The sequence below is a fragment of the Bartonella sp. AA56HLJMS genome (genome assembly GCF_042197145.1).
Classification (GTDB): domain Bacteria; phylum Pseudomonadota; class Alphaproteobacteria; order Rhizobiales; family Rhizobiaceae; genus Bartonella.
Genome location: NZ_JBHIRL010000009.1, coordinates 50,203 through 75,855 on the forward strand (window position 1 = coordinate 50,203; position 25,653 = coordinate 75,855).

General features: G+C 35.9%; 18 protein-coding genes and 2 tRNA genes. 13 read left to right on the forward strand and 7 right to left on the reverse strand.

The features are described 5' to 3' along the window. Nucleotides 1–155 precede the first annotated feature (155 nt). From gor to gltX, 4 genes are all read left to right on the forward strand, one after another. A complete protein-coding gene (gene gor, locus ACFINI_RS06105; protein WP_375612141.1) occupies nucleotides 156–1,547 on the forward strand; it encodes a glutathione-disulfide reductase in 1,392 nt (463 codons plus the stop codon). 68 nt (nucleotides 1,548–1,615) lie between these two features. Then, entirely contained in the window at nucleotides 1,616–2,995 is a 1,380-nt protein-coding gene (locus tag ACFINI_RS06110; RefSeq protein ID WP_375612142.1) for a class II 3-deoxy-7-phosphoheptulonate synthase, read from the forward strand. Nucleotides 2,996–3,114: 119 nt separating this feature from the next. Next, nucleotides 3,115–4,776, forward strand: a complete 1,662-nt coding sequence (locus ACFINI_RS06115) for an NAD+ synthase (protein ID WP_375646823.1) — start codon at nucleotides 3,115–3,117, stop codon at nucleotides 4,774–4,776. A gap of 10 nt (nucleotides 4,777–4,786) precedes the next feature. After that, nucleotides 4,787–6,160 carry a glutamate--tRNA ligase gene (gltX, locus tag ACFINI_RS06120; RefSeq protein ID WP_375646826.1) on the forward strand — a complete coding sequence of 458 codons (1,374 nt, stop codon included), beginning with the start codon at nucleotides 4,787–4,789 and terminating at the stop codon, nucleotides 6,158–6,160. Nucleotides 6,161–6,219: 59 nt separating this feature from the next. On the opposite strand, the gene ACFINI_RS06125 is transcribed toward gltX, so the two are convergent. Continuing rightward, nucleotides 6,220–7,623: a DEAD/DEAH box helicase gene (locus tag ACFINI_RS06125; RefSeq protein ID WP_375646828.1), complete on the reverse strand. Its 1,404-nt coding sequence runs from the start codon at nucleotides 7,621–7,623 to the stop codon at nucleotides 6,220–6,222. 146 nt (nucleotides 7,624–7,769) lie between these two features. After that, on the reverse strand, nucleotides 7,770–8,543 hold the full coding sequence (locus ACFINI_RS06130) for an NAD kinase (RefSeq protein ID WP_375646830.1): 774 nt from the start codon (nucleotides 8,541–8,543) through the stop codon (nucleotides 7,770–7,772). Between the two features lie 263 nt (nucleotides 8,544–8,806). Here ACFINI_RS06130 and ACFINI_RS06135 point away from each other — a divergent pair. From ACFINI_RS06135 to ACFINI_RS06160, 6 genes are all read left to right on the forward strand, one after another. Continuing rightward, a tRNA-Arg gene (locus ACFINI_RS06135) sits at nucleotides 8,807–8,883 on the forward strand. A 530-nt stretch (nucleotides 8,884–9,413) separates the two neighbouring features. Continuing rightward, a complete protein-coding gene (locus ACFINI_RS06140; RefSeq protein WP_375613483.1) occupies nucleotides 9,414–9,581 on the forward strand; it encodes a hypothetical protein in 168 nt (55 codons plus the stop codon). A 152-nt stretch (nucleotides 9,582–9,733) separates the two neighbouring features. Continuing rightward, on the forward strand, nucleotides 9,734–9,838 hold the full coding sequence (locus ACFINI_RS06145; RefSeq protein WP_375613508.1) for a hypothetical protein: 105 nt from the start codon (nucleotides 9,734–9,736) through the stop codon (nucleotides 9,836–9,838). 130 nt (nucleotides 9,839–9,968) lie between these two features. Then, on the forward strand, nucleotides 9,969–10,268 hold the full coding sequence (locus tag ACFINI_RS06150) for a hypothetical protein (RefSeq protein WP_375646832.1): 300 nt from the start codon (nucleotides 9,969–9,971) through the stop codon (nucleotides 10,266–10,268). Between the two features lie 28 nt (nucleotides 10,269–10,296). Then, complete coding sequence (locus ACFINI_RS06155; RefSeq protein WP_375632361.1) at nucleotides 10,297–10,443, forward strand: hypothetical protein; 147 nt, start codon at nucleotides 10,297–10,299, stop codon at nucleotides 10,441–10,443. 2,173 nt (nucleotides 10,444–12,616) lie between these two features. Further along, the gene (locus tag ACFINI_RS06160) at nucleotides 12,617–12,841 is read left to right on the forward strand and encodes a DUF6990 domain-containing protein (RefSeq protein ID WP_375646849.1); all 225 of its coding nucleotides are present in this window, start codon (nucleotides 12,617–12,619) and stop codon (nucleotides 12,839–12,841) included. Nucleotides 12,842–13,368: 527 nt separating this feature from the next. Here ACFINI_RS06160 and ACFINI_RS06165 read toward each other — a convergent pair. Continuing rightward, on the reverse strand, nucleotides 13,369–14,937 hold the full coding sequence (locus ACFINI_RS06165) for a TerC family protein (RefSeq protein ID WP_375612149.1): 1,569 nt from the start codon (nucleotides 14,935–14,937) through the stop codon (nucleotides 13,369–13,371). A gap of 436 nt (nucleotides 14,938–15,373) precedes the next feature. Here ACFINI_RS06165 and ACFINI_RS06170 point away from each other — a divergent pair. Continuing rightward, nucleotides 15,374–15,449: transfer RNA gene (locus ACFINI_RS06170), tRNA-Lys, on the forward strand. A 1,122-nt stretch (nucleotides 15,450–16,571) separates the two neighbouring features. On the opposite strand, the gene ACFINI_RS06175 is transcribed toward ACFINI_RS06170, so the two are convergent. The 4 genes from ACFINI_RS06175 to ACFINI_RS06190 form a co-directional block, all read right to left on the reverse strand. Beyond that, the gene (locus tag ACFINI_RS06175; RefSeq protein WP_375613484.1) at nucleotides 16,572–17,525 is read right to left on the reverse strand and encodes a YbhN family protein; all 954 of its coding nucleotides are present in this window, start codon (nucleotides 17,523–17,525) and stop codon (nucleotides 16,572–16,574) included. Nucleotides 17,526–17,540: 15 nt separating this feature from the next. Further along, the gene (ybaL, locus tag ACFINI_RS06180; protein WP_375646836.1) at nucleotides 17,541–19,292 is read right to left on the reverse strand and encodes a YbaL family putative K(+) efflux transporter; all 1,752 of its coding nucleotides are present in this window, start codon (nucleotides 19,290–19,292) and stop codon (nucleotides 17,541–17,543) included. A 99-nt stretch (nucleotides 19,293–19,391) separates the two neighbouring features. Then, on the reverse strand, nucleotides 19,392–21,905 hold the full coding sequence (secD, locus tag ACFINI_RS06185) for a protein translocase subunit SecD (protein ID WP_375620802.1): 2,514 nt from the start codon (nucleotides 21,903–21,905) through the stop codon (nucleotides 19,392–19,394). A 91-nt stretch (nucleotides 21,906–21,996) separates the two neighbouring features. After that, complete coding sequence (locus ACFINI_RS06190) at nucleotides 21,997–22,374, reverse strand: hypothetical protein (protein ID WP_375613487.1); 378 nt, start codon at nucleotides 22,372–22,374, stop codon at nucleotides 21,997–21,999. A gap of 180 nt (nucleotides 22,375–22,554) precedes the next feature. Here ACFINI_RS06190 and ACFINI_RS06195 point away from each other — a divergent pair, with 180 nt between their 5' ends. Then, nucleotides 22,555–24,930: a mechanosensitive ion channel domain-containing protein gene (locus tag ACFINI_RS06195; RefSeq protein WP_375646841.1), complete on the forward strand. Its 2,376-nt coding sequence runs from the start codon at nucleotides 22,555–22,557 to the stop codon at nucleotides 24,928–24,930. Then, a complete protein-coding gene (locus ACFINI_RS06200; RefSeq protein WP_375612155.1) occupies nucleotides 24,924–25,196 on the forward strand; it encodes a hypothetical protein in 273 nt (90 codons plus the stop codon). The genes ACFINI_RS06195 and ACFINI_RS06200 overlap by 7 nt, the downstream gene beginning before the upstream one ends. The last annotated feature ends 457 nt before the right edge of the window (nucleotides 25,197–25,653 follow it).

Genomic DNA, 25,653 nt, shown 5'->3' on the forward strand with positions numbered 1-25,653 from the left:
AATAGCGGCGGTTTTCCCGCCGTTTTAAATATTTTAATGAGAATAAGTCTTTTTAGAATACTGCTTTATAAAAAAGGCTTCTTCAAAAAAAAGACTTTCATTTGATAATAAAAGATCTTAGCCTACTCTTGCAGATGTATAAGAAGGAATAATTCGTGGGCTCTTTTGACTTTGATTTATTTGTTATTGGAAGTGGTTCTGGTGGAGTGCGTGCAGCACGGCTTGCTGGAGGTCTTGGCAAGCGGGTCGCTATAGCAGAGGAATATCGTATAGGGGGCACTTGTGTTATTCGTGGTTGCGTTCCCAAAAAACTTTATGTTTATGCATCACAATATGTAAAAGAATTTAAGAAAAGTGTTGGTTTTGGGTGGGAATATGCGGATCCAATTTTTAGCTGGGAAAAGTTGGTTGCAGCTAAAAATAAAGAAATATCAAGGTTAGAAGGGTTGTATCGTAAGGGATTAGAAAATAACAATGTGCATATTTATGAAAGTCGTGCTACTTTTATAGATGATCACACATTAGAGCTTTCTGCCACGGGTGAGCGGGTAAGTGCAGAAAAAATTTTGATTGCAACAGGGGCAAAACTTGCACCAAATACGTCCATAGAAGGCGGTGAATTTTGCCTTACTTCTAATGAGATTTTTGACCTTAATCAACTCCCAAAATCAATAGTGATTGTTGGTGGAGGGTATATTGGTGTTGAATTTGCTAATATTTTTCATGAATTAGGTGTAAAAACAACACTCCTTCATCGTGGTGATTTAATCCTTCGTAATTTTGATCATGATTTGCGGCAATTGCTCAGCGATGCAATGATTGAAAAAGGGATTTCTATTCTCTATGGCATAACAATTTCTAAAGTGCAGGCTGCAGAAAATTGTTATGAAGTTGTTTTATCAAATGGGAAAATAATCAGAGCCGATCAGATTATGTTGGCTACGGGGCGTGTACCAAATACAACGGGTTTAAGACTTGAGCGGGCAGGTGTTAAGGTGAATGAATTTGGTGCAGTTGTTGTTGATGAGAAAATGACAACAAATATCCCCCATATTTGGGCTGTTGGTGATGTAACAGGTCATATTCAATTAACACCCGTTGCGATTCATGATGCAATGTGTTTTGTTAAGACAGCATTTGAAAATATTCCAACAACACCTGATTATGATTTAATTACAACAGCAGTTTTTTCACAGCCAGAGATTGGAACGGTTGGTCTTTCAGAAGAGGAGGCGGTAAAGCGTTATAAGCGTCTTGAAATTTATCGTACAGTTTTTCGTCCTATGCGTAATATTCTTTCTGGTAGTTCAGAGAAAATGCTTATGAAACTCATTGTTGATGGTGAAAGCCGTATTGTTGTGGGCGCTCATATTTTAGGGGAAAATGCTGGTGAGATGGCTCAGCTTATAGGGATATCTCTCAAGGGTAAGCTGACGAAGGATATCTTTGATGAGACGATGGCAGTGCATCCAACGATGGCAGAAGAATTGGTAACGATGTATAAACCAAGTTATATATATGAAAATGGGAAGAAAATAGAAAGTTAAACAGCATATATTGCGGTAAAAAGCTTTTGATATGCTAATCTGTAAGATTAATCTTTAGAGAGAGTGTAATGATAAAAGAATGGGCGCCTGACACTTGGAGAACAAGGCCAATTAAACAAGTTCCGACTTATCCAGATAAGTCTATGTTAGAAGATGTTGAGCGAAAACTGAGAAGGTATCCTCCTTTAGTTTTTGCCGGTGAAGCACGTGATTTAAAAAATGAATTAGCAGCCGTTGCGAAAGGCCAAGCTTTTTTATTGCAAGGTGGTGATTGTGCCGAAAGCTTTGCAGAACATGAAGCTGATAATATTCGTGATTTTTTTCGTGTATTTTTGCAAATGGCGATTGTTTTGACCTTTGGTAGTTCTAAACCGGTTGTTAAAATTGGTCGTATTGCTGGTCAATTTGCAAAGCCTCGCTCTTCTGATATTGAAAGAAAAGAGGGAGTTGAATTTCCTGCTTATCGTGGGGATATTATTAATGGCATTGAATTTGAAGCCGGTTCTCGTATTCCAGATCCGCAACGGATGTCTATGGCTTATCGCCAATCTGCGGCAACACTTAATCTATTGCGTGCTTTTTCACAAGGTGGCTATGCTAATTTAGAAAATGTTCACACATGGATGTTGAGTTTTGTTTCTAACAGTCCGCAGGGAGAACGTTATGAATTATTGGCAGAGCGTATTTCTGAAGCAATTGATTTTATGCGTTCTATAGGGATTACATCCAAAACACATTCTTCATTGCGTGAAACATCTTTTTATACCAGTCATGAAGCACTGTTGCTTGGTTATGAAGAGGCTTTGACTCGGATTGATTCAACTTCAGGAAATTGGTATGCAACATCTGGTCATATGTTATGGATTGGTGACCGTACGCGTCAGATTGACCATGCTCACGTTGAATATTGTCGCGGCATTAAGAATCCTATAGGATTAAAATGTGGTCCTTCCATTGAGCCTGATGAGCTTTTAAAATTAATTGATATTTTAAATCCTGAAAACGAGTTGGGGCGGCTTACTCTCATTACGCGCTTTGGTTATGATAAAGTTGAAAGTTATCTGCCTAAACTCATCCGTGCTGTTGAACGCGAGAAGCGTGCGGTTATATGGTCATGTGATCCAATGCATGGCAATACAATTACTGCCAATGGTTATAAGACGCGTCCTTTTGATTATGTTTTAAAAGAAGTAGAGAATTTTTTTGCAGTGCATCGTGGAGAGGGAACTTATCCAGGAGGCATTCATATTGAGATGACAGGTCGTGATGTTACTGAATGTACAGGAGGGGCGCACGCCATTTCTGTGGACGATTTATCTGATCGTTATCATACGCAATGTGATCCACGGTTAAATGCAGATCAAGCGTTAGAATTGGCTTTTCTTGTTGCTGAACTCCTTAAAAAAAATCGCGTGACTGAATCGTTAGCAATTGCTGCTGGGGGGTAGGCAAAAATTTGCCTAATATTTTTAGGTCATTATGGCAGAAAAGAATTTTAAAAAATGATGTTTCCGATGATGAAGAATAAAGTTGTGGTTGCTAAACTGATGAAATGATACAAAGGCTTATGAAAAATGATTTTCGGGTATCAATTGCCCAATTAAATCCTATTGTCGGTGATATTGAGGGGAATTTTTCTTTAGCTGTCATGGCGCATCAAAAGGCCAAAGAAGAGGGGGCTGATCTTGTTTTATTCACGGAACTTTTTATAAGTGCTTATCCGCCGGAAGATCTTGTTCTAAAACCTGCTTTTACAAAAACATGTGAAGAGACTGTTGAGAAATTAGCAAAGATAACCGTAGGCGGACCAGGAATTGTCATTGGTCTTCCATTAAGGCGCAATGGTAATATTTACAACGCTGTCATGGTTCTTGATGAAGGGAGAGTCATTGCCGAATGTTTGAAGTTTGATTTACCTAATTATGCTGAATTTGATGAAAAGCGTTTATTTTCTTCAGGTCCACGTCCTCAGCCTATTGTCTATCATGGAATTAAATTAGGAATAGTCATTTGTGAGGATCTTTGGAATGATTCCTCTCTTAGTACAGAGCTTAAAGATAAAGGAGCGGAAATTATTCTTGTCCTTAACGGATCTCCTTATTATCGTAATAAAACATTAAAACGTATAGACGTTGTTCATACACAGGCTCTACAATCTGGAGTGCCAATTATCTACGCTAATCAAGTAGGTGGTCAAGATGAGCTCGTTTTTGATGGTGGGTCTTTTGCCTTGAATGGACAAGGCAAAAAGATATTTCAAATGAAACACTTTGATAGCCATATTGCTTTAAGCCATTGGCAAAAAACAACGACGGGATGGCACTGTATTTCAGGTCCTAATGAAAGTCTTCTCAATGGATTAGCGTCTGATTATCAAGCTTGTGTTTTGGGGTTGAAAGATTACGTTAATAAAAACGGCTTTAAGGATGTTATTCTTGGTCTTTCAGGAGGAATTGATTCAGCCCTGTGTACGGCAATGGCGGTGGATGCTCTTGGTGCTGAGAGGGTTCGCACCATTATGATGCCCTATCATTATACTTCGCAAGAATCATTAAAAGATGCCAAAGAATGTGCTGATCTTTTGGGATGTCGTTATGAAATCATACCGATTGCACAACCTGTTGAGGCTTTTTTAAAGACAATGGCATCTGTTTTTTCAGGGTTACCCTCTGACGTCACAGAGGAAAATCTTCAAAGTCGTATACGCGGTACACTTTTAATGGCGCTTTCAAATAAATTCGGCTCAATGGTGGTAACGACAGGCAATAAGTCAGAAATGGCTGTGGGATATGCAACACTGTATGGGGATATGAATGGCGGGTTTAATCCTCTTAAAGATATTTATAAAATGCAGGTTTATGCATTAGCGGAGTGGCGCAATAAAAATCACTTGCACAATTTAAGAGGACCAGAAGGAATGATCATTCCATCCAATATTATAGAAAAAGCACCCTCTGCAGAGCTGCGGGAAAATCAAAAAGATGAAGATTCTCTTCCGCCTTATCCTATTTTAGATGATATATTACAATCTCTTGTAGAAAATGACATGAGTATTTGTGATATTGTTAAACGTGGACATTCACGAGAAACTGTTGCGAAAGTTGAACAGCTTCTTTATGGTGCCGAATATAAAAGGCGTCAATCTGCGCCTGGTGTAAAAATCAGTTACAAAAATTTCGGACGCGATCGTCGCTATCCTATAGTCAATCATTTTCGCGATAAAAATTGAGTATTATTTTATGGTTAAAGTTCGTTTTGCTCCCTCTCCAACAGGTTATATTCATATTGGCAATATCCGTATTGCGCTTTTCAACTGGCTTTATGCGCAAGCGTATAAGGGAGAATTTATTTTACGCTATGACGATACAGATATTGAACGTTCTAAACAAGAATATATCGATGCTATTGCTGTTGACCTTGAATGGCTTGGTATTCAACCAGATGCAATTTATTACCAATCCAAGCGATTTAATCGATATGATGAAGTGGCAGAAATTCTCAAACAACGTGGCCTTCTTTATCCTTGTTATGAGACAACAGAGGAATTAGAGCGGCGTCGTAAAATCCAGCTTTCACGCAAATTGCCTCCTGTTTATGACCGTGCAGCATTGAAGTTGACAACAGAAGAGAGAAAAAACTTTGAATCACAAGGTCGTAAACCCCATTGGCGTTTTCTTCTTCCTAATTTTGAAAGTGATCCTTTACACACAAAGCGAACAGAAGTTTGCTGGAATGATGCAATAAAGGGAAAGCAGACGATTGATTTAGCTTCTCTTTCAGATCCTGTTCTTATTCGTGAAGATGGAACCTATCTTTATACATTGCCGTCTATTGTTGATGATGTAGATATGGCTATTACGCATATTATTCGTGGGGATGATCATATTACAAATACAGGCGCTCAAATTGCTCTTTTTAAAGCTCTTAATGCAGAATTACCGGTTTTTGCTCATACCAATTTATTGGCGACAGTTTTAGGAAAAGGATTTTCAAAACGTAATAATGATCTTTCTATTCGTTCTCTACGGGAAGAAGGATTTGAATCTATAGCTGTTCAATGCCTTGCCGTTTTGATTGGGACATCGCAAAATGTGCATCCCTATCCCAATCAAGCTGCGCTTTTAGAGCATTTTAATCTCCAAGATACGTCAAGATCCGTTGCAAAATTTGATATTGCTGATCTTCTTGCTTTGAATAGTCATCTTGTCCATGAGTTAACCTATGAGGAAGTAAAAATGCGCCTTAAAAAACTTTCTATTGAGGGAGATAAGGCGGAATATTTCTGGAACGCGATAAGAAGCAATATTAATAAAGTCAATGATGCTGTTTTTTGGTGGAAAATCATTCATGATGAACAGAATTTTGATACAGTAGCACTAGAGGATCGTGCTTTTGTGCACCAATCACTCGATTTCTTACCTGAAGGTGCTTTGAATGAGGAAAGTTGGAAAATTTGGACAACAGCATTAAAAGAAAAAACAGGTCGAAAAGGAAAAGCTTTATTTATGCCATTACGTCAGACACTTACGGGCATGGATCATGGACCTGAAATGGGAAAAATTTTGCATCTTTTAGGGCGTGAAAAGGTAACGGAAAGGCTCTCTAGGAAATAAGAGCGGATTTTTTAAAAGTATTTCGTTCATTTCACTCTAAAAGAGAATAAAGAACGGGTTTATTTACACGTTTTTATAAGCATGAAAGCAGGAATATCATCACCAAATCCAATAGGTGTGTAATTCTTATTTTTTCGTGAGCGTTGTTGCTCAGATGGCTTCTCCTTATTATCTGCATTTTTGATATATTCTGTTTTATTCTCTTCTACAGATTTTTGAGTGTGAGCAACAGTCTCTTTTGGAGCAGTTTTCTTTGATGGTTTTGAAGATTTTTTCTTTACAACAATATCTTCTGTTTGATCATCGGCTATTAAAGTTGAGAGATCTCCATTGAGCCATTCAATTTTTTCATTACTCATTTCCTCGATGGCATTGATATATTTTTGATCAGCTTTTGTAACGATTGTAAAGGCTTTTCCGCTACGATTTGCACGCCCTGTACGACCAATTCGATGGATATAGTCTTCAGCATGTGTAGGAACATCATAGTTAAATACATGACTTACAGCTGGAATATCGAGTCCACGGGCAGCAACATCAGAAGCAACAAGAAGTGTAAGTTTATTATTTTTAAAATCAGCTAGGGTGTTCATGCGCGAATATTGGTCCATATCTCCATGAAGTGCCCCTACATTAAAGTTATGTTTGATGAGCGATCTAAAAAGTTCAGAAATATCTCTCTTTCGATTACAGAAAATGATTGCATTTTGAAGCTCTGCACCTTCATTTTGGATAAGCTCTCGTAAAACCGCTCTTTTATCCCATGATTTATTTCCAGATTTGACAAGCCGTTGTGTAATTGTGGTAGCTGTTGAGGAAGCTTTTGTAACTTCAACAGATACGGGAGAATGTAAAAATTGTTTCGTTAGTTTTGTAATTTCTGGCGCCATTGTTGCAGAAAAAAACAAAGTTTGACGCGTAAAAGGGGTTAGCTTACAGATGCGTTCAATATCAGGAATAAAGCCCATATCCAACATGCGATCAGCTTCATCAATCACAAGGATTTCAACGCCCATCAGGAGTAGTTTACCGCGCTCGCAATGATCAAGAAGGCGCCCTGGTGTTGCTATAAGAACATCAGCTCCTCGTTCAAGTTTGCGATCTTGGAGTTCAAAAGATACCCCACCAATCAAGAGAGCAACGTTTAAACGATGATTTATTCCGTATTTATCAAAATTTTCTTCAACTTGAGCTGCAATTTCTCTTGTTGGTTCTAAGATGAGCGTACGGGGCATTCGTGCTCTTGCACGACCTTTTTCAAGGAGAGTGAGCATAGGCAATACGAAAGAGGCGGTTTTACCTGTTCCCGTTTGGGCGATTCCTAAAACGTCTTTTCTTTGAAGGACATGCGGAATTGTTTCACTTTGAATAGGTGTCGGAGCTGTATACCCCGCTGATTTCACCGCATTAATAACCTTTGCGGAAAGACCTAAATCATCAAAACTGTTTAAAGATGGTATCATTTTTTTATCAACTGCTCTGTGATTTTAACTGCGCTATCTAATGATGATTATAACCAATATTCTACACTCTTTAAAAGTATTAAGATGTTTTCACAAAAAAAACTAACTATAACAATCATATACATATAAAACGCATAATACAATCATTAATAGCGAAATTGTTCTGATAAAATGCGCTCATCCCATGAATGATTTGAGTCAAAAAGGATTGAAGCTGTTACTTCTGTTGCCATTGAAATAGTAACTGAATGAACAGATTTAACTTCAATATTATCTGCAGCAGCGTTTACAGGGCGTTTGTCAGGTTCAAGCATATCAAAGTGCACTGTTACTGTATCGGGAAGCAAAGCTCCATGCCAACGCCGAGGGCGAAAAGGGCTAACGGGAGTGAGGGCCATAAGGGGAGCCATAAGAGGTAAGATAGGTCCTTGTGCTGATAAATTATAGGCGGTTGATCCAGCTGGTGTAGCGACGAGGACACCATCACAACTTAATTGTTCCATGCGTACGTTGTTATCAATGGTGATGCGAATTTTTGCCGCTTGATAAGATTGCCGAAAGAGGGATACTTCATTAATTGCAAGCGCCTCGATAGAATCTTGACATTCAGATTTTGCAATCATGCGCAGGGGATGGATTTCTTTTTTATGTGCGGCAGCAATACGATTGGGCAATTTTTTTTCATGAAATTCATTCATAAGAAATCCTACAGAACCTTGATTCATACCATAAATAGGTTTGCCTGTGTTCATGACATCTCGTACGGTTTGTAACATTGTCCCATCACCACCGATTGCAACAACAATATCAGTTTCTTCCAGAGAAGAATGACCATAAACGGAAATTAATTTATGGGTAGCTTTGATAGCCTCCTCAGTTTCTGCGGAAATAAAATGAAAGCGACTTGGTAATGTAGCCATTTAAAAATTATCCTGATACTTATAATTTATGTTGTAACTTATTTTTGAGAGTTTTGAAGTTGTAATAAAAGCTCTTTTTATAATAAAAAGAGCATTGAATAAAGAGAAGTTATTTCAAGGTAAAGTATCATTAAAAAGTAAAAGGAATGCGTCGTTAGATAAATTACAAACGAGTAATTTTTTTATTAGAATGATAATTTAGCATTGAAGCTAAGAGTATGATTAGTTAAAAGACCATAACTGATTTTAATAATCAGTGTGAAGCACCCGTAGCTCAGCTGGATAGAGCGCTGCCCTCCGAAGGCAGAGGTCACAGATTCGAATTCTGTCGGGTGCACCAAATTCTTCAACTTCATATCATCCTAAATAACAATATTATCTAAAAAGAAGCCAATTTCCTCTTTTATGAAAATGGTTATTTGAGTTGTTTATTAAGTTTTGCAGCGAATAAGCAAATGATTTTAAGAGAAGTAAAATTTACGGCTGCGTACATAATTTTTCGGTTAGTCATTTTGAATATCGAGATAAAAAAGCAAGGTTATCTAAATATGCTTTCAATTTAACTATAAACATTTAAAAAGTACATTTAATTCAATATGTTATTGTACAACTGATCTGGCGATGTTGATAGTAGATCGCTAAATATATTGTTTTGAGCATTAAAATAGATAGCTAAATTTGCTTTTATTCTATTTTTGGAGTTAAAGGCTGTTATGGTGATATGGAACGCAGATGAGGAATATCACCAGTTAAAGGAATAATAAGGGGGAAAAAACAACCGTCAAGATTTGAATTGTTTCAAAATGCTGTATTCGATATGGTTTTGATATGGGTATCTGGTGATTTCTCTATACACCAATACTGCCAGTTATGTTGGATGAAGGATTGTTTAGCTTTAATCAACTTTCTTATATACCGAACACTAATTATGGTGGTTATTTAGTTGGGAGTATGTTCTTTACGTTTGGCAGTAATTGGGATTATATCTCTTGCTCCTCGCATACTATCTTGTGCAGCTATAGTAATGAGTGCACTTAATTATTTTCATGGCGTTAACACTTAGTCCTTTTGATCCGTTTTGCTGCTGGTGTTGCGAGTGTAGCAATGATGGTTTTGGGTTCTATTATGGTCATGCAGCATAGCCATATGGGCGGATTATTGCTTCGCTTTATGCAGGTGTAGGAGTTGGTATTCTACTACTAGGTAATGAATATGTTATTATTAGTTTGAACAGAGCGCTTGATGCAACAAACATTTGGTTTGGAGCTGGCTTAATGTCTGTTCAAAACTTTTAAAAACATACAGGTTTAATTATGATAACTATATCAAAAAACACCTCCGTTATTTCTTTCATTGCAAATGAAACCGCTCCTGTTAATCAGAAAAAACCATCCCAAATATGAATAGATCAATCAAATGGATTTCGTGACTGATAATATATATATATATTATCGCATTCGTGCTTTAAACGATTTTGGTGATGTAAAAAAAGGCGATCTGGATGCTTTTATTGAAAATGAAAGCAATCTCTCTCATGATGGTAATTGCTGGGTTGCTGATAATGTCTGTGTTGTAAAATCTGGTTGTGTTTATGAAAATATAAGGGGCTATGGCAATGCTGCCATTGGTGGCTATGTGTATGGCAATACCCTTATATGTGATAAAACCCATGTGTATTTTGGTGTTCATGTTTATGACAATGCTCATCTTTCTTATAACGTTTGAGTTTATCATTAAGCGCGGGTTTATGGGAATGCAAAATTATCCGGTAGTGCACGTATTCATAGCAATGCCGCGGTTTATGATCATGCGGTTGTTAGGCAAGGTTTACGGCAATGCTAGCGTGGGGTGTCATACTAAGGTCTACGGCTCTGTTTATGGCAATGCCAAGATCTCCTGATTATATCGTGATTAGAAGTAATGTATATGGCAATGCAAGAATAAAAAGACATAGCGATTTATATTCGGTTCCCATAAATTGAGAGGTTTATGAAAGTGATGATGTTATCAAGATTGATAAACAGAATAAATGACAGACGTGGAGGGTGCTTCTTTGATGGTTATAAACGCATCATAAAAGAAAGCTGTGCCAATTGATATGACGCTGCTTTTAAATAGAGGTACTACAGATCATACAAAAGAAGTAAATAATGAATGCATGTATACAAAACGTATCATATTGCAAACGCTCTATTCTATTGATTAAAACTGATCAAAAGGAACGTAAATGACAGATATGATCTTTAATCACTCATTTGAATTACAGAACCTATAAACACTTTATGTATGGCTATAAAGCGTATTAAGAATAACGCTCGCATTTTTGAAGTGGTCATTTGACACAAAGTACATTATCAAAATGTCTCAATGCTTGGTAGGTTCATATCAAGACTCTCAAGAGAAAATGCGTATTAAGTGAATATTTGTAACAAAACCCGTTGTTTACATTTACGAACATTGGTTTTTAAAAGTAGCTTTTCATAAGATAATAAACAACCGCTTTTTATAAAATCTAAGGCTTTTAAACTGTTATAAATCTAGGTTTCAAACGTATTTATAGAGATATCATTTTATGTCTCTAAACGTTTAAACGTTCATTTAGTGAGGTTCTCATAAGCGTATTTTCACTTTGCATTTAAACTTAATTTCTCTGCAAATAAGCCGGTCCATATTTGGGCTGGCAAAATTAATCAGCCCAAATTTGAGCTCGTTAACTTTAGAGTAGAGCAGTCTTTAATATTGTCGCTTTTGACTCAAAATTGAGTAAAACACCATGCCTTTGTAATATGATTGCAATCCTTTTGAAATTTATCTACTTATCTTTATTTTAATAAGTATACTCAAATTTGAGGGGACTTCATTTGGTTTCGTATTTTTAAACTGTAACTTTTAAAACGTTTTTTGCTTGTTTGCCTGCGTTATATTATTAAAAATCTTTTGATTTCTACGACATAACATTATCAATTTCATTACCTGTTGTGATGATAATATCTATATAATGTCTGCTTATTATTGACTAACTTTTTAGTAAGCGGCGCTTTAAATCGACTTGTCTTTAAATCCTTTTATGTGCCCTTAATGAATTAAAACCTATTCTATGATAGTTTCAAATGATTATTTCTTTTAAGGTTTAGCTCAAAAAAAGAGTAAACCCCATACCATTCTTTAAACGCATGCAATTTATGTTATCGATAATTTCAAACGATTACGTTTTTAATAATGCGATTTGTGTGTGATAAAAACGTATCATAAAATTTATGAACTGTTATGAATGATAGCTGCGTTCACTTCATTTGAATGTTTACATGCGTTTTATGGTCTATCCATACATGGTAATTGTTTATGAAAAATGGTTAATTAAATCACGTATAAAAGTGTAGATTTTAAATGGGATTCATATAGAATAATTGCACACAACCTATTGACTTTATTATATTTTTTTAGGGAGTAAGATTCCATCTTGTTTAGACGTTGCAAAAGAAATCACCAAAGACCTTATTGATAAGATTCTTCTCTTACACGGCGTTATCACTTTTGTTTGCAAAAATCTGCTTGTCTTTTGACTTTTGATATGGATACAACCTCTTTTGAGGTAGAGCAAAGAATTTTTTAATCATGGAGAGTGCAACAGTGTTCTTCAAAAATCTTGATTGGTTTGTTGAAAAAATTAAAGAGGTAGATAATTATTCAGCATGTTATCAACTACCAGATTGTGAAGTACAAATTCTTTATAATGACGCAATTATCAAAGGTTATCAGTAAGTTGATGTTGGAGTTTCGATTAGTACTGGTATTTTAGCTGCTGCCTGTATGGTAATTGATCCCTATCAATTCTCAGCACTTACAAGATCTACAACTTGATTTTTATAAAAAGGGGTTGAGAGTTTGTGAAGAAGGAATATACGCAGATTGGTTGGAATTAAGCGGGATTATGTCTTGAAATAGGCGATAGAAAAAATTGATCTTCATAAATGCTTTTATTCCAGATATGGAGCACCACCTTGGCGATAGAGTGAAGTTGGAGGCACATAAAGGTTATCAAGGTAGATGATGCAGATTATAGCTTACTTCATATTGGTGCACTGGCTTTATTGGGTGATGTTGCAACCTTACAATCTTATTATCAAAGTTTCGGTGCAGAGGATCATTTAGGCTTTGATGAAAATATCCAACAGCTTCATTTTGAACGTGCATTGGCTTTAGTCAAAGAAGTAGTCAAATCTAAGCAACTCAGCTACGCTTTCATTGCAAAAGTAGTAAAAAATATGAACCATCTGGAAGAAAAACAAAGTTCTTAATAAGAGCTTTCCAGAGAGGTGGAGTTTCATTCTTGCAAGGAAAAAAATAGCTAAATTTATCGAAACAAAAGCTAAGGAATAGCTCCTTAAGAAATATCAAGAAGATCTAAAAAGATTATAGGAGCCAGAGTCTGGTTTAAAGATGCCATCATCAGTTGAGTGAACTCAACAATGGTGGAGTTTTATCCATTGGCGGAAATCTGATGTTTGAAAGAGGCTTTCTTGATGTGAAGGTAATATTGTAATAAATAATTATTATAAATCAATATATTGTATATATTCATTGTTTTGAGATTAATGACCATTGACAAATAATTTTGCACCATTTTCTCTCTCCCAGCTTTTCGTCAATCATCAATGAAAATTTTTTATAATGGAAAGTTCATTGATAACATAACTTTTGTATGTTCATTATTTTACGCTTAAAAAAATATAAATAATGAAATGCAATTAAGTCATCAACTTCTGATTTTTTTCAATTTTTAATCATAAAAAAATCTTTTTATTCATTTTGCTTATAAAAAGAATTAGCTTTTTTCTGGTGATACAAGTGGAGAAATAAGGATTTTAGATATGTTTCTGCGTTCCATTTCAATCACTTTAAAGTGTAAACCATCAGTTTCAAAGCTTTCTCCCTCATTTGGTAAATGACCAAACTGCCAAAGCATAAAGCCTGCCAGAGTCGTATAACGATCTGCTTCATCCACAAGGTTACGCCCAAGATAACCACTTAAACGGCGGATATCAGCATATCCCTCAACAAGAAGACTGCCATTTTCAAGTTGTTCTGCGATCATGAGTTCTTCATCGTCATCAGGAAAGTCTCCTGCAATAGCTTCAAGAATATCGGTTGGTGTTGCAATTCCTTCAAAAGATCCATGCTCATCAACAATAATTGCAAGCTGAATCGAAGAATGACGTAATTGCTCCATCAATCGTAAAACACTTGTGTTTTCATGAACAACGAGGGGTTCTCGCATAGCTTTTTTCCAATTAATCTTTTTCCCCTCAGCCAAATTCAAAAGAAGATCTTTTGTCAATGCAACGCCAACAAATTCATCCACTTTTTCACGCGCAAGAATTAAGCGGCTATGTTTAACCTTTTGTAATTCTTCACGCATTTCATTTTCATCAGCATTTAAATCTAACCACTCAATCTCATTACGCGGCGACATGATAGAGCGAACAGGGCGATCAGCTAAATCGAGAACACCACGAATCATCTCCTTTTCTTCTGGTCTAAACAATTCAGAAGCTGCGGCCTGTTCAGCAATAACATCTACAGTCTCAGCAAGGTGACTATCTTTGCTTCCTCCTCCTAAGAGCCTCAAAACAGCATCAGCTGTTCTACTGCGTAGATCATTCGTTTTAATCATTTTTTCACGGTTACGACGTCCAATTTGATTAAAAGCTTCGATGAGAACAGAAAAACCAATAGCAGCATACAAATACCCTTTTGGAATATGAAAACCAAATCCTTCAACAATGAGAGTAAAACCAATCATCATCAAAAAACCAAGACAAAGGATTACAATAGTGGGATGACGATTAATAAAACGCATAAGAGCACCAGATCCGCACATCATTACTCCCATAGCAGCTATGACTGCGATATACATAACTGCTGCCTGCTCTTTTGCAATCATACCTGTTGCGGTAATAATACTGTCTAGTGAAAAAACAGCATCCAGCACCACGACTTGGACGATTACTTGCCAAAAAACAGCATAACCAACGCCTGTTTTTCTTTCATGTGATACTCCTTCTAACCTTTCATGTAATTCTAGCGTTCCCTTTGCGAGCAAAAAGGCTCCACCACCGATTAAAATAAAGCTATGCCAACTAAATACAAAAGATGAAAGTGAAAGAATTACCCTATCGAGTCTCATAACCCATCCAATAACGGTAAGAAGGAAAAGCCGCATAATTAATGCTAAAGTAAGACCTATAAAGCGTGCGCGGTCACGCAAATGCAGTGGCAATTTTTCAGCTAAAATTGCAATAAAGATAAGGTTATCTATTCCTAAAACAATTTCGAGAAAAACCAGCGTGATCAAACCAAACCACGCATGGGGATCAGTGATCCATTCCATCATTCATTACCTTTTAGAAGCTTAAAAGCGCGCGATTGACAAAAAAAATTCATAGGCTTTTATTCGTATATTGGATCATGAACATTGAATGTAAAAAACTTATATTCAAAGAAAAAAACAGCACAATATTGCTTGAATGCATGTGATTGTTGATAAAACAAAACGATTCCCCATCCCGCTTACAACCACAAGAAGGTTCCTCTAATTTTCGCTCGGGCATTATGCTCGATAATCCTCTAACTATAGGTTCTGTATAACAATCAGAACATTTATTTATAAAGCCTCTTATAATGGGTTTATTTTTATATAAGATCAAGTGGTGAATATCATATTTTTAACCTTACAGACAATGAGTTTATATAACAAACAACAAAATATCTGGACATCTATCCTTAGGAGCGTTATAGAAACGATCATTCTCGTCTTTTGAGAAGCTTATGGGTGATTAGCTCAGTCGGTAGAGCAGCTGACTCTTAATCAGCGGGTCGTGGGTTCGATCCCCTCATCACCCACCATTTTATTTTATACCGTAAATAACTTATTGATTGCGTAATTTTTTTTAAGGTACGAGTTGCTAAATAAAATTGGGCAGTAGGATTTCCCCATATCTGTTTGTTTAAAAGTGAAGATTGTTGATATAGCTTAGTCATCGGTGTTTGTACTTTTTAGGGGACTCAAAGAACTTCCAAAGGACATTTAAAGATCTTTTAATGCGTATTGTTTCTTTTTTTTAAGTTGCAATTGGTAAGGAGAAGCTTCTTACCGACAATTGTGTTATTTAAAGGGGTATAAAAATCAACAGTTTTCACTTCTTTTAATATAAATTGATTAAAATTTTTTTTGGATTTTTAACATATTGTTTAACGACAGAAGAAACTTTACACTTTAGTTGTGTCAGCAGCGTGGATATTTTTTGATAACTCTCCCGCTTAAACAAAAAACTTCTGTAATAATCATCAGTATTCCAAGAGGGTAAATCAAGATAAAATAAAGTAGTTGGCTGGGCATACAAATTAGTTAGCTTGACATACAAGTAATAAAATTAGATCAGTTTAATTGTTTAAAATTAGTACCTGTTAAACGAAAGACAATAGGCTTTAATGAGGCTTAAAGTTTTAAAATATTAAGCTGTGCAGTTACGCTATGCTGTCTTTCCATTAGCTTAACCTCTAAAAATATAAATATTAAGAAAGCCGCTCGAATTCATTATAATATATTGATTTATAAAGATTAATTATTATTTGTTTAAAAAAAAACTTTACTATCATAAACTTCTTTTGTTTCAATCCCTCTTATAATGAATTAATTAAAATCATTCATTTGTGCATCATAAATGGGATTAACGTGTGGATAAAGACTATTGAAGAAAGGCATAAAAATAATTCTCATTAATGTTCTTAAGTGCTAAAAGTTATCATAACATTGGAAAAATAGTATAATGGCGCAGGCTTACTCTTTTATTAAGTATAAAGATAATGGTGCAACAATAGCTTTACTATTATACCATTCACGGGTATTGTTGTGTAATGGGGAAGAGCACTGAGAGAGTTTTCTTAAAAAAGATATGTAAATTGGTAACACGATGGTGTTCTGTCCTTATATAGGCACACAAAAAGAAGTAATTGATAGCCTTTTATTTATTCAGGTGGTGTTTTGGGGGCTCTTTTCCAATATTGTTGCGCCTCAAAAATGACGACCACAAATAATGAAAGGATAAGCGGTATAATCAAATAAAACATTCTAAAGACAATAAGTGCTGCAATAACATCGGTTGGATTTATATTGGGCATGCCTGTTATGAAGAGAGCTTCAAGAACTCCTACTCCTCCTGCTGGAGCATTAGAGAGAAGAGTTATCGTAAAAGATGCTAGGAAAACACCAAGAACAGAGATAAAATGAATATCTGCGTTATGTGGGAGAACAGCATATATAATTCCTGCTGCTCCTAAAAGCTCTAGAGGGCTAATGAGAAGCTGTTGAATAACAATTTTCAGCCGGGGATAGGAGAGTTGAATTTTTTTACCCAAGCGTAAGGGTTTTAACTGAAGCCAGCTGCCAAACGTATAAAGTGCTATACAGCTGAGTAAAATTGCTCCAGCCGTTGTTCCGAGCCATTCAGGAAGTTCTTTATGAATGAGGGTGATAATTTCGGGTTGCAGCACCAAAACGATTCCCAAAAGTAAGATTGTGCCGATTACAAAAGTAAAAGAGCAAAAACCTACTAATATTGCGATTTCTGTTCCGTTTAATCCTTTCATTTTATAGGCGCGATAGCGTACAACGGCACCAGAAAAAACTGAAGCACCGATATTGTGTGAAAGAGCGTAGGTTGTAAATGAACATATGGCGATAAAAATCCAAGAAATTTTATGGCCTAGATGTTGCAAGGCAATTCGATCATATCCAGCAAGAGCAGCATAAGCTAGGAGAGAACATAAACAGGCTAATAACCAGTGCTGTGCATTTAAATTGCTCAAGCGCTCCAATACATCCCCAAATGAAATGGCAGAGAGCTTCATGTAAAGAATTCGAATAGATACCAGCATTGCTAAGATACCAATCAATGGCCATATAAATTGCTTTATTTTCACGATTCTGTATCCATTTTATGTTTTCTGTAAATTTTCATGATTGAGCATATTCCTTACAGATCTTCGTTCTGTTATATACTCTATAATACCATTGGCAATTTCTTCATCATCTGTTACTACAACATCAGCACCTAAATCAATGAGATATGTTGTTTCTGTGTCGGATAATGCATGTGTGATTATCTGGATATCTTTCTTCATATCACGGATATTTACGATACATTCTCCTACTTCAATGGTACTTCGCATTGTAATAACAACTTTATGTGCATTATTTATATTTGCTGCGTTCATTATTTCTTGTTGAATGATATTGCCGCAAATAGCCTCAAAGCCATCTGCAATCGCTTTATCAGAGAGGCGTTTTGATTCTTCTACGATCACTATAGGTTCACCTCTATTTATTAAAGATAATGCAACACACTTACCGATACGACTATAGCCAATAATTACGATATGGTTGTTTTTTAAGGTCATCGGTAAAAAATCTTGGTCAGGATCTTGTGGATCAATATCAATAATTGTTTGGGTATTTTGTGAAGATGCAGAATTTTTTTCTAGACGTTTTTTAATTTTATTACAGGCAATGAAAACAAGAGGATTGAGCAAAATAGAAAAAATTGCTCCTCCAAGAATTAAATCATGAGCGTCATTGTTTAAAAGTCCTAAGCTTAAACTTAAACCAGCAAGGATAAAGGAAAATTCTCCGATTTGGGCAAGGCTTGCAGAAATAGTCAAAGCTGTTGCATTAGAATAGCGAAAAGCTTTAACGATGAAAAAGGCAACAGCAGATTTTCCGATTACGATAATGAATAAGGTTGCTAAGAGAGGGAAAAAATGAGTTAAGAGTTTCTCGGGGTCAAATAACATGCCTACAGAAACAAAAAAGAGAACAGAAAAAGCATCGCGCAGTGGTAAAGATTCTTCCGCGGCACGGTGGCTTAATTCTGATTCGCTCATGACCATACCAGCAAAAAAAGCACCAAGAGAAAGAGAAACTCCAAATAAATGAGCGGCTCCGAAAGCTACTCCTAATGCAATAGCAAAGACGCTAAGACGAAATAATTCACGTGATCCCGATTGTGCGCTCATTTTTAAAAGCCATGGGATAACGCGTCGCCCAATGACGAGCATAAGTGCAATAAATACAATTACCTTCAGGATGGTGAGACCAAAAATACCCAAAATACTTAAATCCAACCATTGAACAAGAGGATCCAACGCTTCTTTTTTGGTATTGCTGAGGGCACTTGCCAAGGAAGGGATGAGGACAAGTATAAGGACCATTGCTAAATCCTCAATAATCAACCATCCAACGGCAATGCGTCCTTTTTCTGTTTCAATAAGATGACGCTCTTGCAAAGCACGTAGCAGGATAACGGTACTTGCTATGGATAAAGCAAGACCGAAAATCAAACTACCACTAAAGCCCCATCCCATAATCAGACCAAGGCACAAACCTAGAAAAGTAGAAAATGCCATTTGTGCAATAGCAGCGGGGACAGCAATAGCTTTGACAGATAAAAGGTCTTTTAATGAAAAGTGGAGCCCAACACCAAACATCAGCAAAATAATACCAATTTCAGCAAGTTGATTAATGATGACGGAATCTATTTTAAATCCGCCTGTATTGGGTCCCACAATAACACCAGCTAACAAATAGCCTACAAGGGGTGAAATACGTAAACGGCTAGCAATCATTCCCAAGAGAAATGCTAAACATAAGCCTGCAACAATAGTTGTGATAAGTGGTGTGTCGTGGAGCATGGATTATTTACTATTCTTGATCAAAAAGCGAATGAATGAAAACGACTATATTTCTATGAGAAGAGAGGCGAGATGTACCATACGCATTAAAGGGCATTTTTATTTCACTTTGATATTTGCACGATTATTTCGCTCACGCCACCAATTTCCTAGCAGGAGTAAAATAGGAGCAGCAATAAAGATAGAGGATGATGTTGCAATAATAATCCCAAAGACCATGGGTAATGCAAAATTATGAACAGCACTTCCACCCCATATCGCCATGGGGAGCATCGCAAGAATTGTTGTGGCTGATGTAAAAAAACAACGTACAAGAACCTGATTAATTGACAGATCAATCAGCTCGCGCAACGGCATTTTTTTATAAAGACGCATATTTTCGCGCATCCTATCATAGACGACAACTTTATCATTTATAGAATATCCAACAATTGTTAAGAGTGCGGCGATAGCCGTTAAATTAAAATCAAATTGAAATAAAGCAAAAAAGCCAATCATTTTTGTGGTGTCTAGAATGAGAGTGATAATTGCTCCAATGGCAAAGAACCACTCGAAGCGTAACCATATATAGAGAGACATGGCAATAGCCGCAAGAATAACAGCAGTAAAAGCAGCTGTGGCAAGCTCACCTGAAATTTTGGGACCAACAACTTCTATTTGATCGAATGTGGTATCGGGATAGATATTTTGTACAGCTGTTTTGACCTTATCAATGGCGGTGGTTTGTTGTGCTTCGCCACCGCTTTGTTTCTGCATGCGAATTAATACGGTATTTTCGTTATCAATATTTTGCAAGGTAACTTCACCAATATTAAGAGTAGAAAGCTTGGAACGCAGAGTTGCTAGATCTGCTGGTCCTTTCGTGGTAATACTCATTTGGCTTCCGCCAATGAAATCAATACCAAAATTCAATCCAGGCTTAAAAAAGAGAAAAACTGAAGCCATTGATAAAACAATTGAGACGCCAATACCAATGAAACGTGCTTTCATAAAGTGGAAAGTTGTGTTTTGTGGCATGATGTTGAAAGCAGAGTGAATATGCAATTTTTTAATTTTCCATTTACGAACGATCCAAATCATGATGATGCGTACAATGGTGATATTTGTAAACATGGAGATGATAATACCAAGCAACATTGTTACGGCAAAACCACGAACGGGACCGGTCCCGAACCAAAATAGTAAGACGGTCGCTATAATTGCTGTAACATTTGCATCAACAATGGTTGCAAAAGCGTGTTTAAATCCACGATCTAGGGCTGCAAAAGCACCCACACCTTTTCGACTTTCTTCACGGATACGTTCATTGATAAGGATATTAGCATCAACGGCAATACCGATGCCTAAAATAATACCAGCAATACCAGGCAGCGTAAGCGTAGCTCCCAAAAGACTCAGTGCAGCAAATGTTAAAATTGTGTGCAGAGCTAGTGCTATATTGGCAATTAATCCCCAAATACGATAGAGAAGAAAAATAAAAATTGCAACAAGAATAAAGCCAATTATGCCGGTGTAAAGTCCCATTTGGATAGCATCAGCACCAAGATTTGGACCTACGGTTCTCTCTTCAATGACCGTGAGTGGTGCGGGGAGGGAACCAGCACGAAGCAGAGCAGCCAGAGTTGAGGCTTCTTTGGGGTCAAAGTTTCCTGTAATTTGACCTTGTCCATTGGGAATGACACTATTGATGGTCGGAGCGGTTAAAACTTTATTATCCAGAACAATGGCAAAAGGACGGTTAATATTTTGTCGTGTTATATCGGCAAATATTTTTGCACCAGCGGAATCTAGCGTAAATGAAATAATGGAACGTCCTGGTATTTGGGGGTCAAAACCTGCACGGGCATCTTTCAGGACATTTCCATCTAAAGCAATTTGATCATAAATTGCATAATGTTGTGTTGCATCAGTGTATCCAGGGAGAATAGAAACACCTATAGGGGGGTTATTGGGGTCCACATTAGAAGGAACAAGATGAAAACTCATCTTAGCGGTTGTTCCTAAAAGATCACGCAGTTGTTTTGGATCTTGTAGTCCAGGCAATTGGACCATAATACGATCATTTCCGACCTTTTGGATGGCTGGTTCTGAAACACCAACTTGATCTATACGACGACGGATGATTTCTAAGCTTTGTTCAATAGCATTGCTGACACGGTCTTTTATACCAGCTTCTGTTAATGTGACGCGGAGAGTTTCATTTTGAGCACTGATCGTGATGTTATGTTCTGTTGTGCCAAAGCTACTGTGTATGGGGGTTATTAATGTTTTCAAAGCAGAGAGTGCTTTTTCAGTTTGCGATGGGTCAGAAATAAGGGCAATAACGCTATCTTCAACGATACGCACACTTGAGGTGCGGATTTGTTTTTCACGCAATACATTGCGCACATTGCTTAAAACTATATGTAACTGATCGCGTTTTAACGTTTTGCTATCAACCTCGAGCAGGAGAGAAGAGCCTCCTTGAAGGTCAAGACCAAGTGCTACACGGGTGTCGGGTAAGAATTTCGAGTTTTTAACTTGTTCGTGTGAAAATAAATTGGGTAAGGCAACATAAATGCTGCTTAAAAGAATAAAACAATAAAGGGTAGTTAACCAACCAGGTGTACGCATGATATATTCCGTAAATAGGCAATCTAACAGTTATTCAAAGTTAAAAGCACAAGTAAAATAAGATGATCGTTTTTATATTCAAGGAAGAGAATTAAGTATGTTCATTGGGAGGAGCGCGTTTATTTGAGAAATATTGTGTTTTAACGTTACGAAATCGTGTGTCAACAGCTGGAATCTTTATTAAAAAGAAATCCAATGTTAGGATTTTTTGAAAGGTCCTCATAAAAATAGATTCTGTATGGAGTGTTACAAGTTTTTTGTTTTCAGTTGTGGTAACATTCACCTGATCACACTTATGATGTAAATCAAATCTATTCGTTTTAATGACATTATTGGTGTGTGATTGTTTGATTAAATAAGCACGCGTTTCTAGGTTGCTCGTCAAGAATACACCTAAACTGGATAGAAAAATCCAGGTTGTCAAAGGAAGAAAATCTTCTTTTTTGCAATAAAGGTGCAAAAAAAACATGCTAGAGTGCCTTCTTTAATCTTATTGAGTTCAGCTTATTTATCATTCTTTTATCTTATTACCAGTATTATAGGATAAGGGAAAGCTTTTATAAGATTATTCTATAAAAGTTGAAAATATCTACTTTATACCATATTTAAAAGAGAAAAATAAAATCCCTTTTGTGCTCATAAGGTAGATATGTATTCATTTTGTAGAAAAAACATCCACATACTTTTCCTTCTTTTGGGGATTATCTTTGTATTTAATTCTGGTGCATGGGGTAATAGGGGGGCACAAAATACAATTGTCGAACAAACGATAGCTTCTTATTCAGTTGATGAAATTATTCTGCAACAACAGTTGATTATTAAGACTCTTGAAGAAAATACTGAAACTTTAAAAAGAGATTTTGACAGAAAGCCAGAAGATGAGCGTGCTTTAGAAGAATTACGGTTACGTGCACAAGATATCAGTGAACGTGCTATTGAGGCAGCATTTGTTTTGCGTCCTCCTCTTAATGAGATTAATACACTTCTTGATCAATTAATGGAGCTCCATCGTGACGTGAAAAAACTGAAAAGCTCTGTGAAGGAATATTCCTATTTGATAGAGCAAAAAGCTAAAATTAACAGTATCATGCTTCGTTTTGAAGCAATTTTCTTAGCGGCAAATAGAATAGCTGAACTTTCTATTTCTCAATCTCGGGAGCTTTTTAAACGCACGCTTACGTATAGGCTTGAGTTTTCGATTCCGATGGTTAAACATCTCGTCCAAAAAACAAAAGAGGCTTCATCAGATTTTCTTGTGTTGTTAAATTCTTGGTGGAATTTTATATTTTACTTCAAGTTTTTACAACTATTTCTTTGCTTTTTAATTCCACTTTTTATTACTTTGGGACTTTCGTATTTTTCTCAAAAAGTTCTTGTTCATGTGTATTGCCACTTTACGAAGTCTAATGAGGAAATATCTTATTTACAACGCTTATTGATCGCCTTTATTTCAGTTCTCTTACCTTCACTTGTATGTATTCTTTGCGTTTATCTTGTGTTGTTTTTGTTTCGTAGTTTTAACTTAGATCCAGGTAAGCTTACAACAGTTTTTGATATGATAGGTTGTCAAATTATTTTATTATTTTTAATCAATCGATTAGCTGTTGTTCTTCTATCATCGAATAGGCCCCATGTAGGTCTTCTCAAGATTACATCATCGTCTGCTTATCAATTAGTGATTTTACTCACTTCTTTAGGGGGTATTTTGGCATTTGACGCTGTTCTTGATAGTATTTATCAAATCATTTCAGCGCCTCTATCTTTAACAATTGCTAAAAGTTTTATTGCTGTTTTTCTTGTAGCGATATTGCTATTTATAATATCATTTGTACCTTTGCGGTTTAGACGTAGGCGTGTTCAAGAAGAAAAAAAAGAGCCATACTTTTGGCCATTTTATATACGCATTCCTCTTATTGGCTTGGGGTTACTGCTCTTTGTATTGAATTTTTTAGGTTACGTTGGACTTGCGCGTTTTATTACGCAGCAAATTATGATTGATGGAGCATTTTTAGTTCTCATGTATTTAGGAATACAAAGCGCTCAAGCACTTGGAACTAAAGACCAATTTATGAAAACAACGGTTGGTCATCTTTTGATGCAGAGGTTTCATTTAGAAGAAAAAACGATGAATCAATTGGGAGTTTTTGTGAGCGTTTTTCTCAATTTATTTGTTGTTATATTTTGTGCAATGCCAATTGCTGTACAGTTTGGATTTTCCTATTCTGATTTAAAAGCAGTTTTGTGGCAATCGGTGACCGGTTTTCAGATTGGAAATATTAGTCTTTCTTTGATTTCTCTTGTAACAGGAATTATTTCTTTTTGTGTTTGCTGGTTTCTTATTCGCCGATTTATTGGTTGGTTAGATAATGTGGTGTTGGTTCATGGAGAGTTCGATTCTGGTATACGTAATTCTATCAAAACAGTGATAAGTTATGGAGGCGTTGTTGTATCTTCTTTGACCGGATTATCAATGGCAGGTTTGGATCTTAGAAATTTCGCTCTTATTGCTGGAGGACTTTCACTTGGTATAGGTTTTGGTTTACAGAATATTGTCCAAAACTTTGTCTCTGGACTTATTATTTTAGTTGGAAGACCATTTAAAATAGGGGACTATATAGAATCTGGATCAGTAGGGGGTGTTGTTAAGCGTATTAGTGTGCGTGCAACGGAACTTGAGACAATTCAGCGTAAGACGATTATTATTCCCAATTCAAGCCTTATTAATAACAACGTTAGTAATTGGACACGACGTAATAAAGTAGGACGAATTGATATACCAGTTACTGTATCATCTAAGGTTGCTCCAGAGCATGTTGCTGAAATTTTGTTAGAGATTGCTTCTGCGACAGAAGGCGTTTTAAAAAATCCTATCCCACAGGTGAGTTTTACAGCATTTGATCGTAAGAGTTTTTCCTTTAATTTGGCTATTTATGTGCCTAATATTACCTCATCTTCTCATGTAACCAATGCTCTTCAATTTAGCCTATATAAGCGTTTTTCTGAGGAAGGAATCTTAGAATGCTGAAATATACTTATATTTTGATTACAGTTATTCTATTAAGTATTTTTACCATAACAGCTTTTGCTGCAACAGTGAAGAATACTGATTTAAAGATACAATCTCTTATTGTTGTTGAAGGAAGTATACCTTCAAAAATTTCTTTAAATACTCATCAAACAATTACAATTTGTATGAAGGGATGTTTTATAACTTTTCCTAATAAAGACCGTTTTGCAATAAAGGCAGATGATAATATAGAAATCAGTAGGGGAAGAGCAATTTTTAAATAAAATGATTGAGAATTTTTGTTTGGGGACAAGATTTAGAAGGATAATGATATTGTGTGTAATTAATAATCTCATCCTTTAGAAAATGGTAAAAAAAAGTATGATTTTAGTATAAAATGGATGTTTTTTTATACTATGTAGAATCTACAGTATGCATTTTGGATGTAAGAATATTGAGGTATTTATAGTATTGTTAATGAACATCGATTTTCTAAAAATAATTACATCATTTTTAGAATTTTTTCATAAAAAAAGGCATAAAATATACTATTTTGTGATTTTTTTGCGGTAATTTTAATACAAAATGTTTTATATTTCCTCCTTTTGACAAGATAATAGGTATTTTTATTAAATATTTATTATTTGAAGTAATCATTATTATAATATTTTAAAATTTATTTGATAATATTAAATTTTGATGTAATGATATATTAATATAGTAATAGATTTAAATGTAACT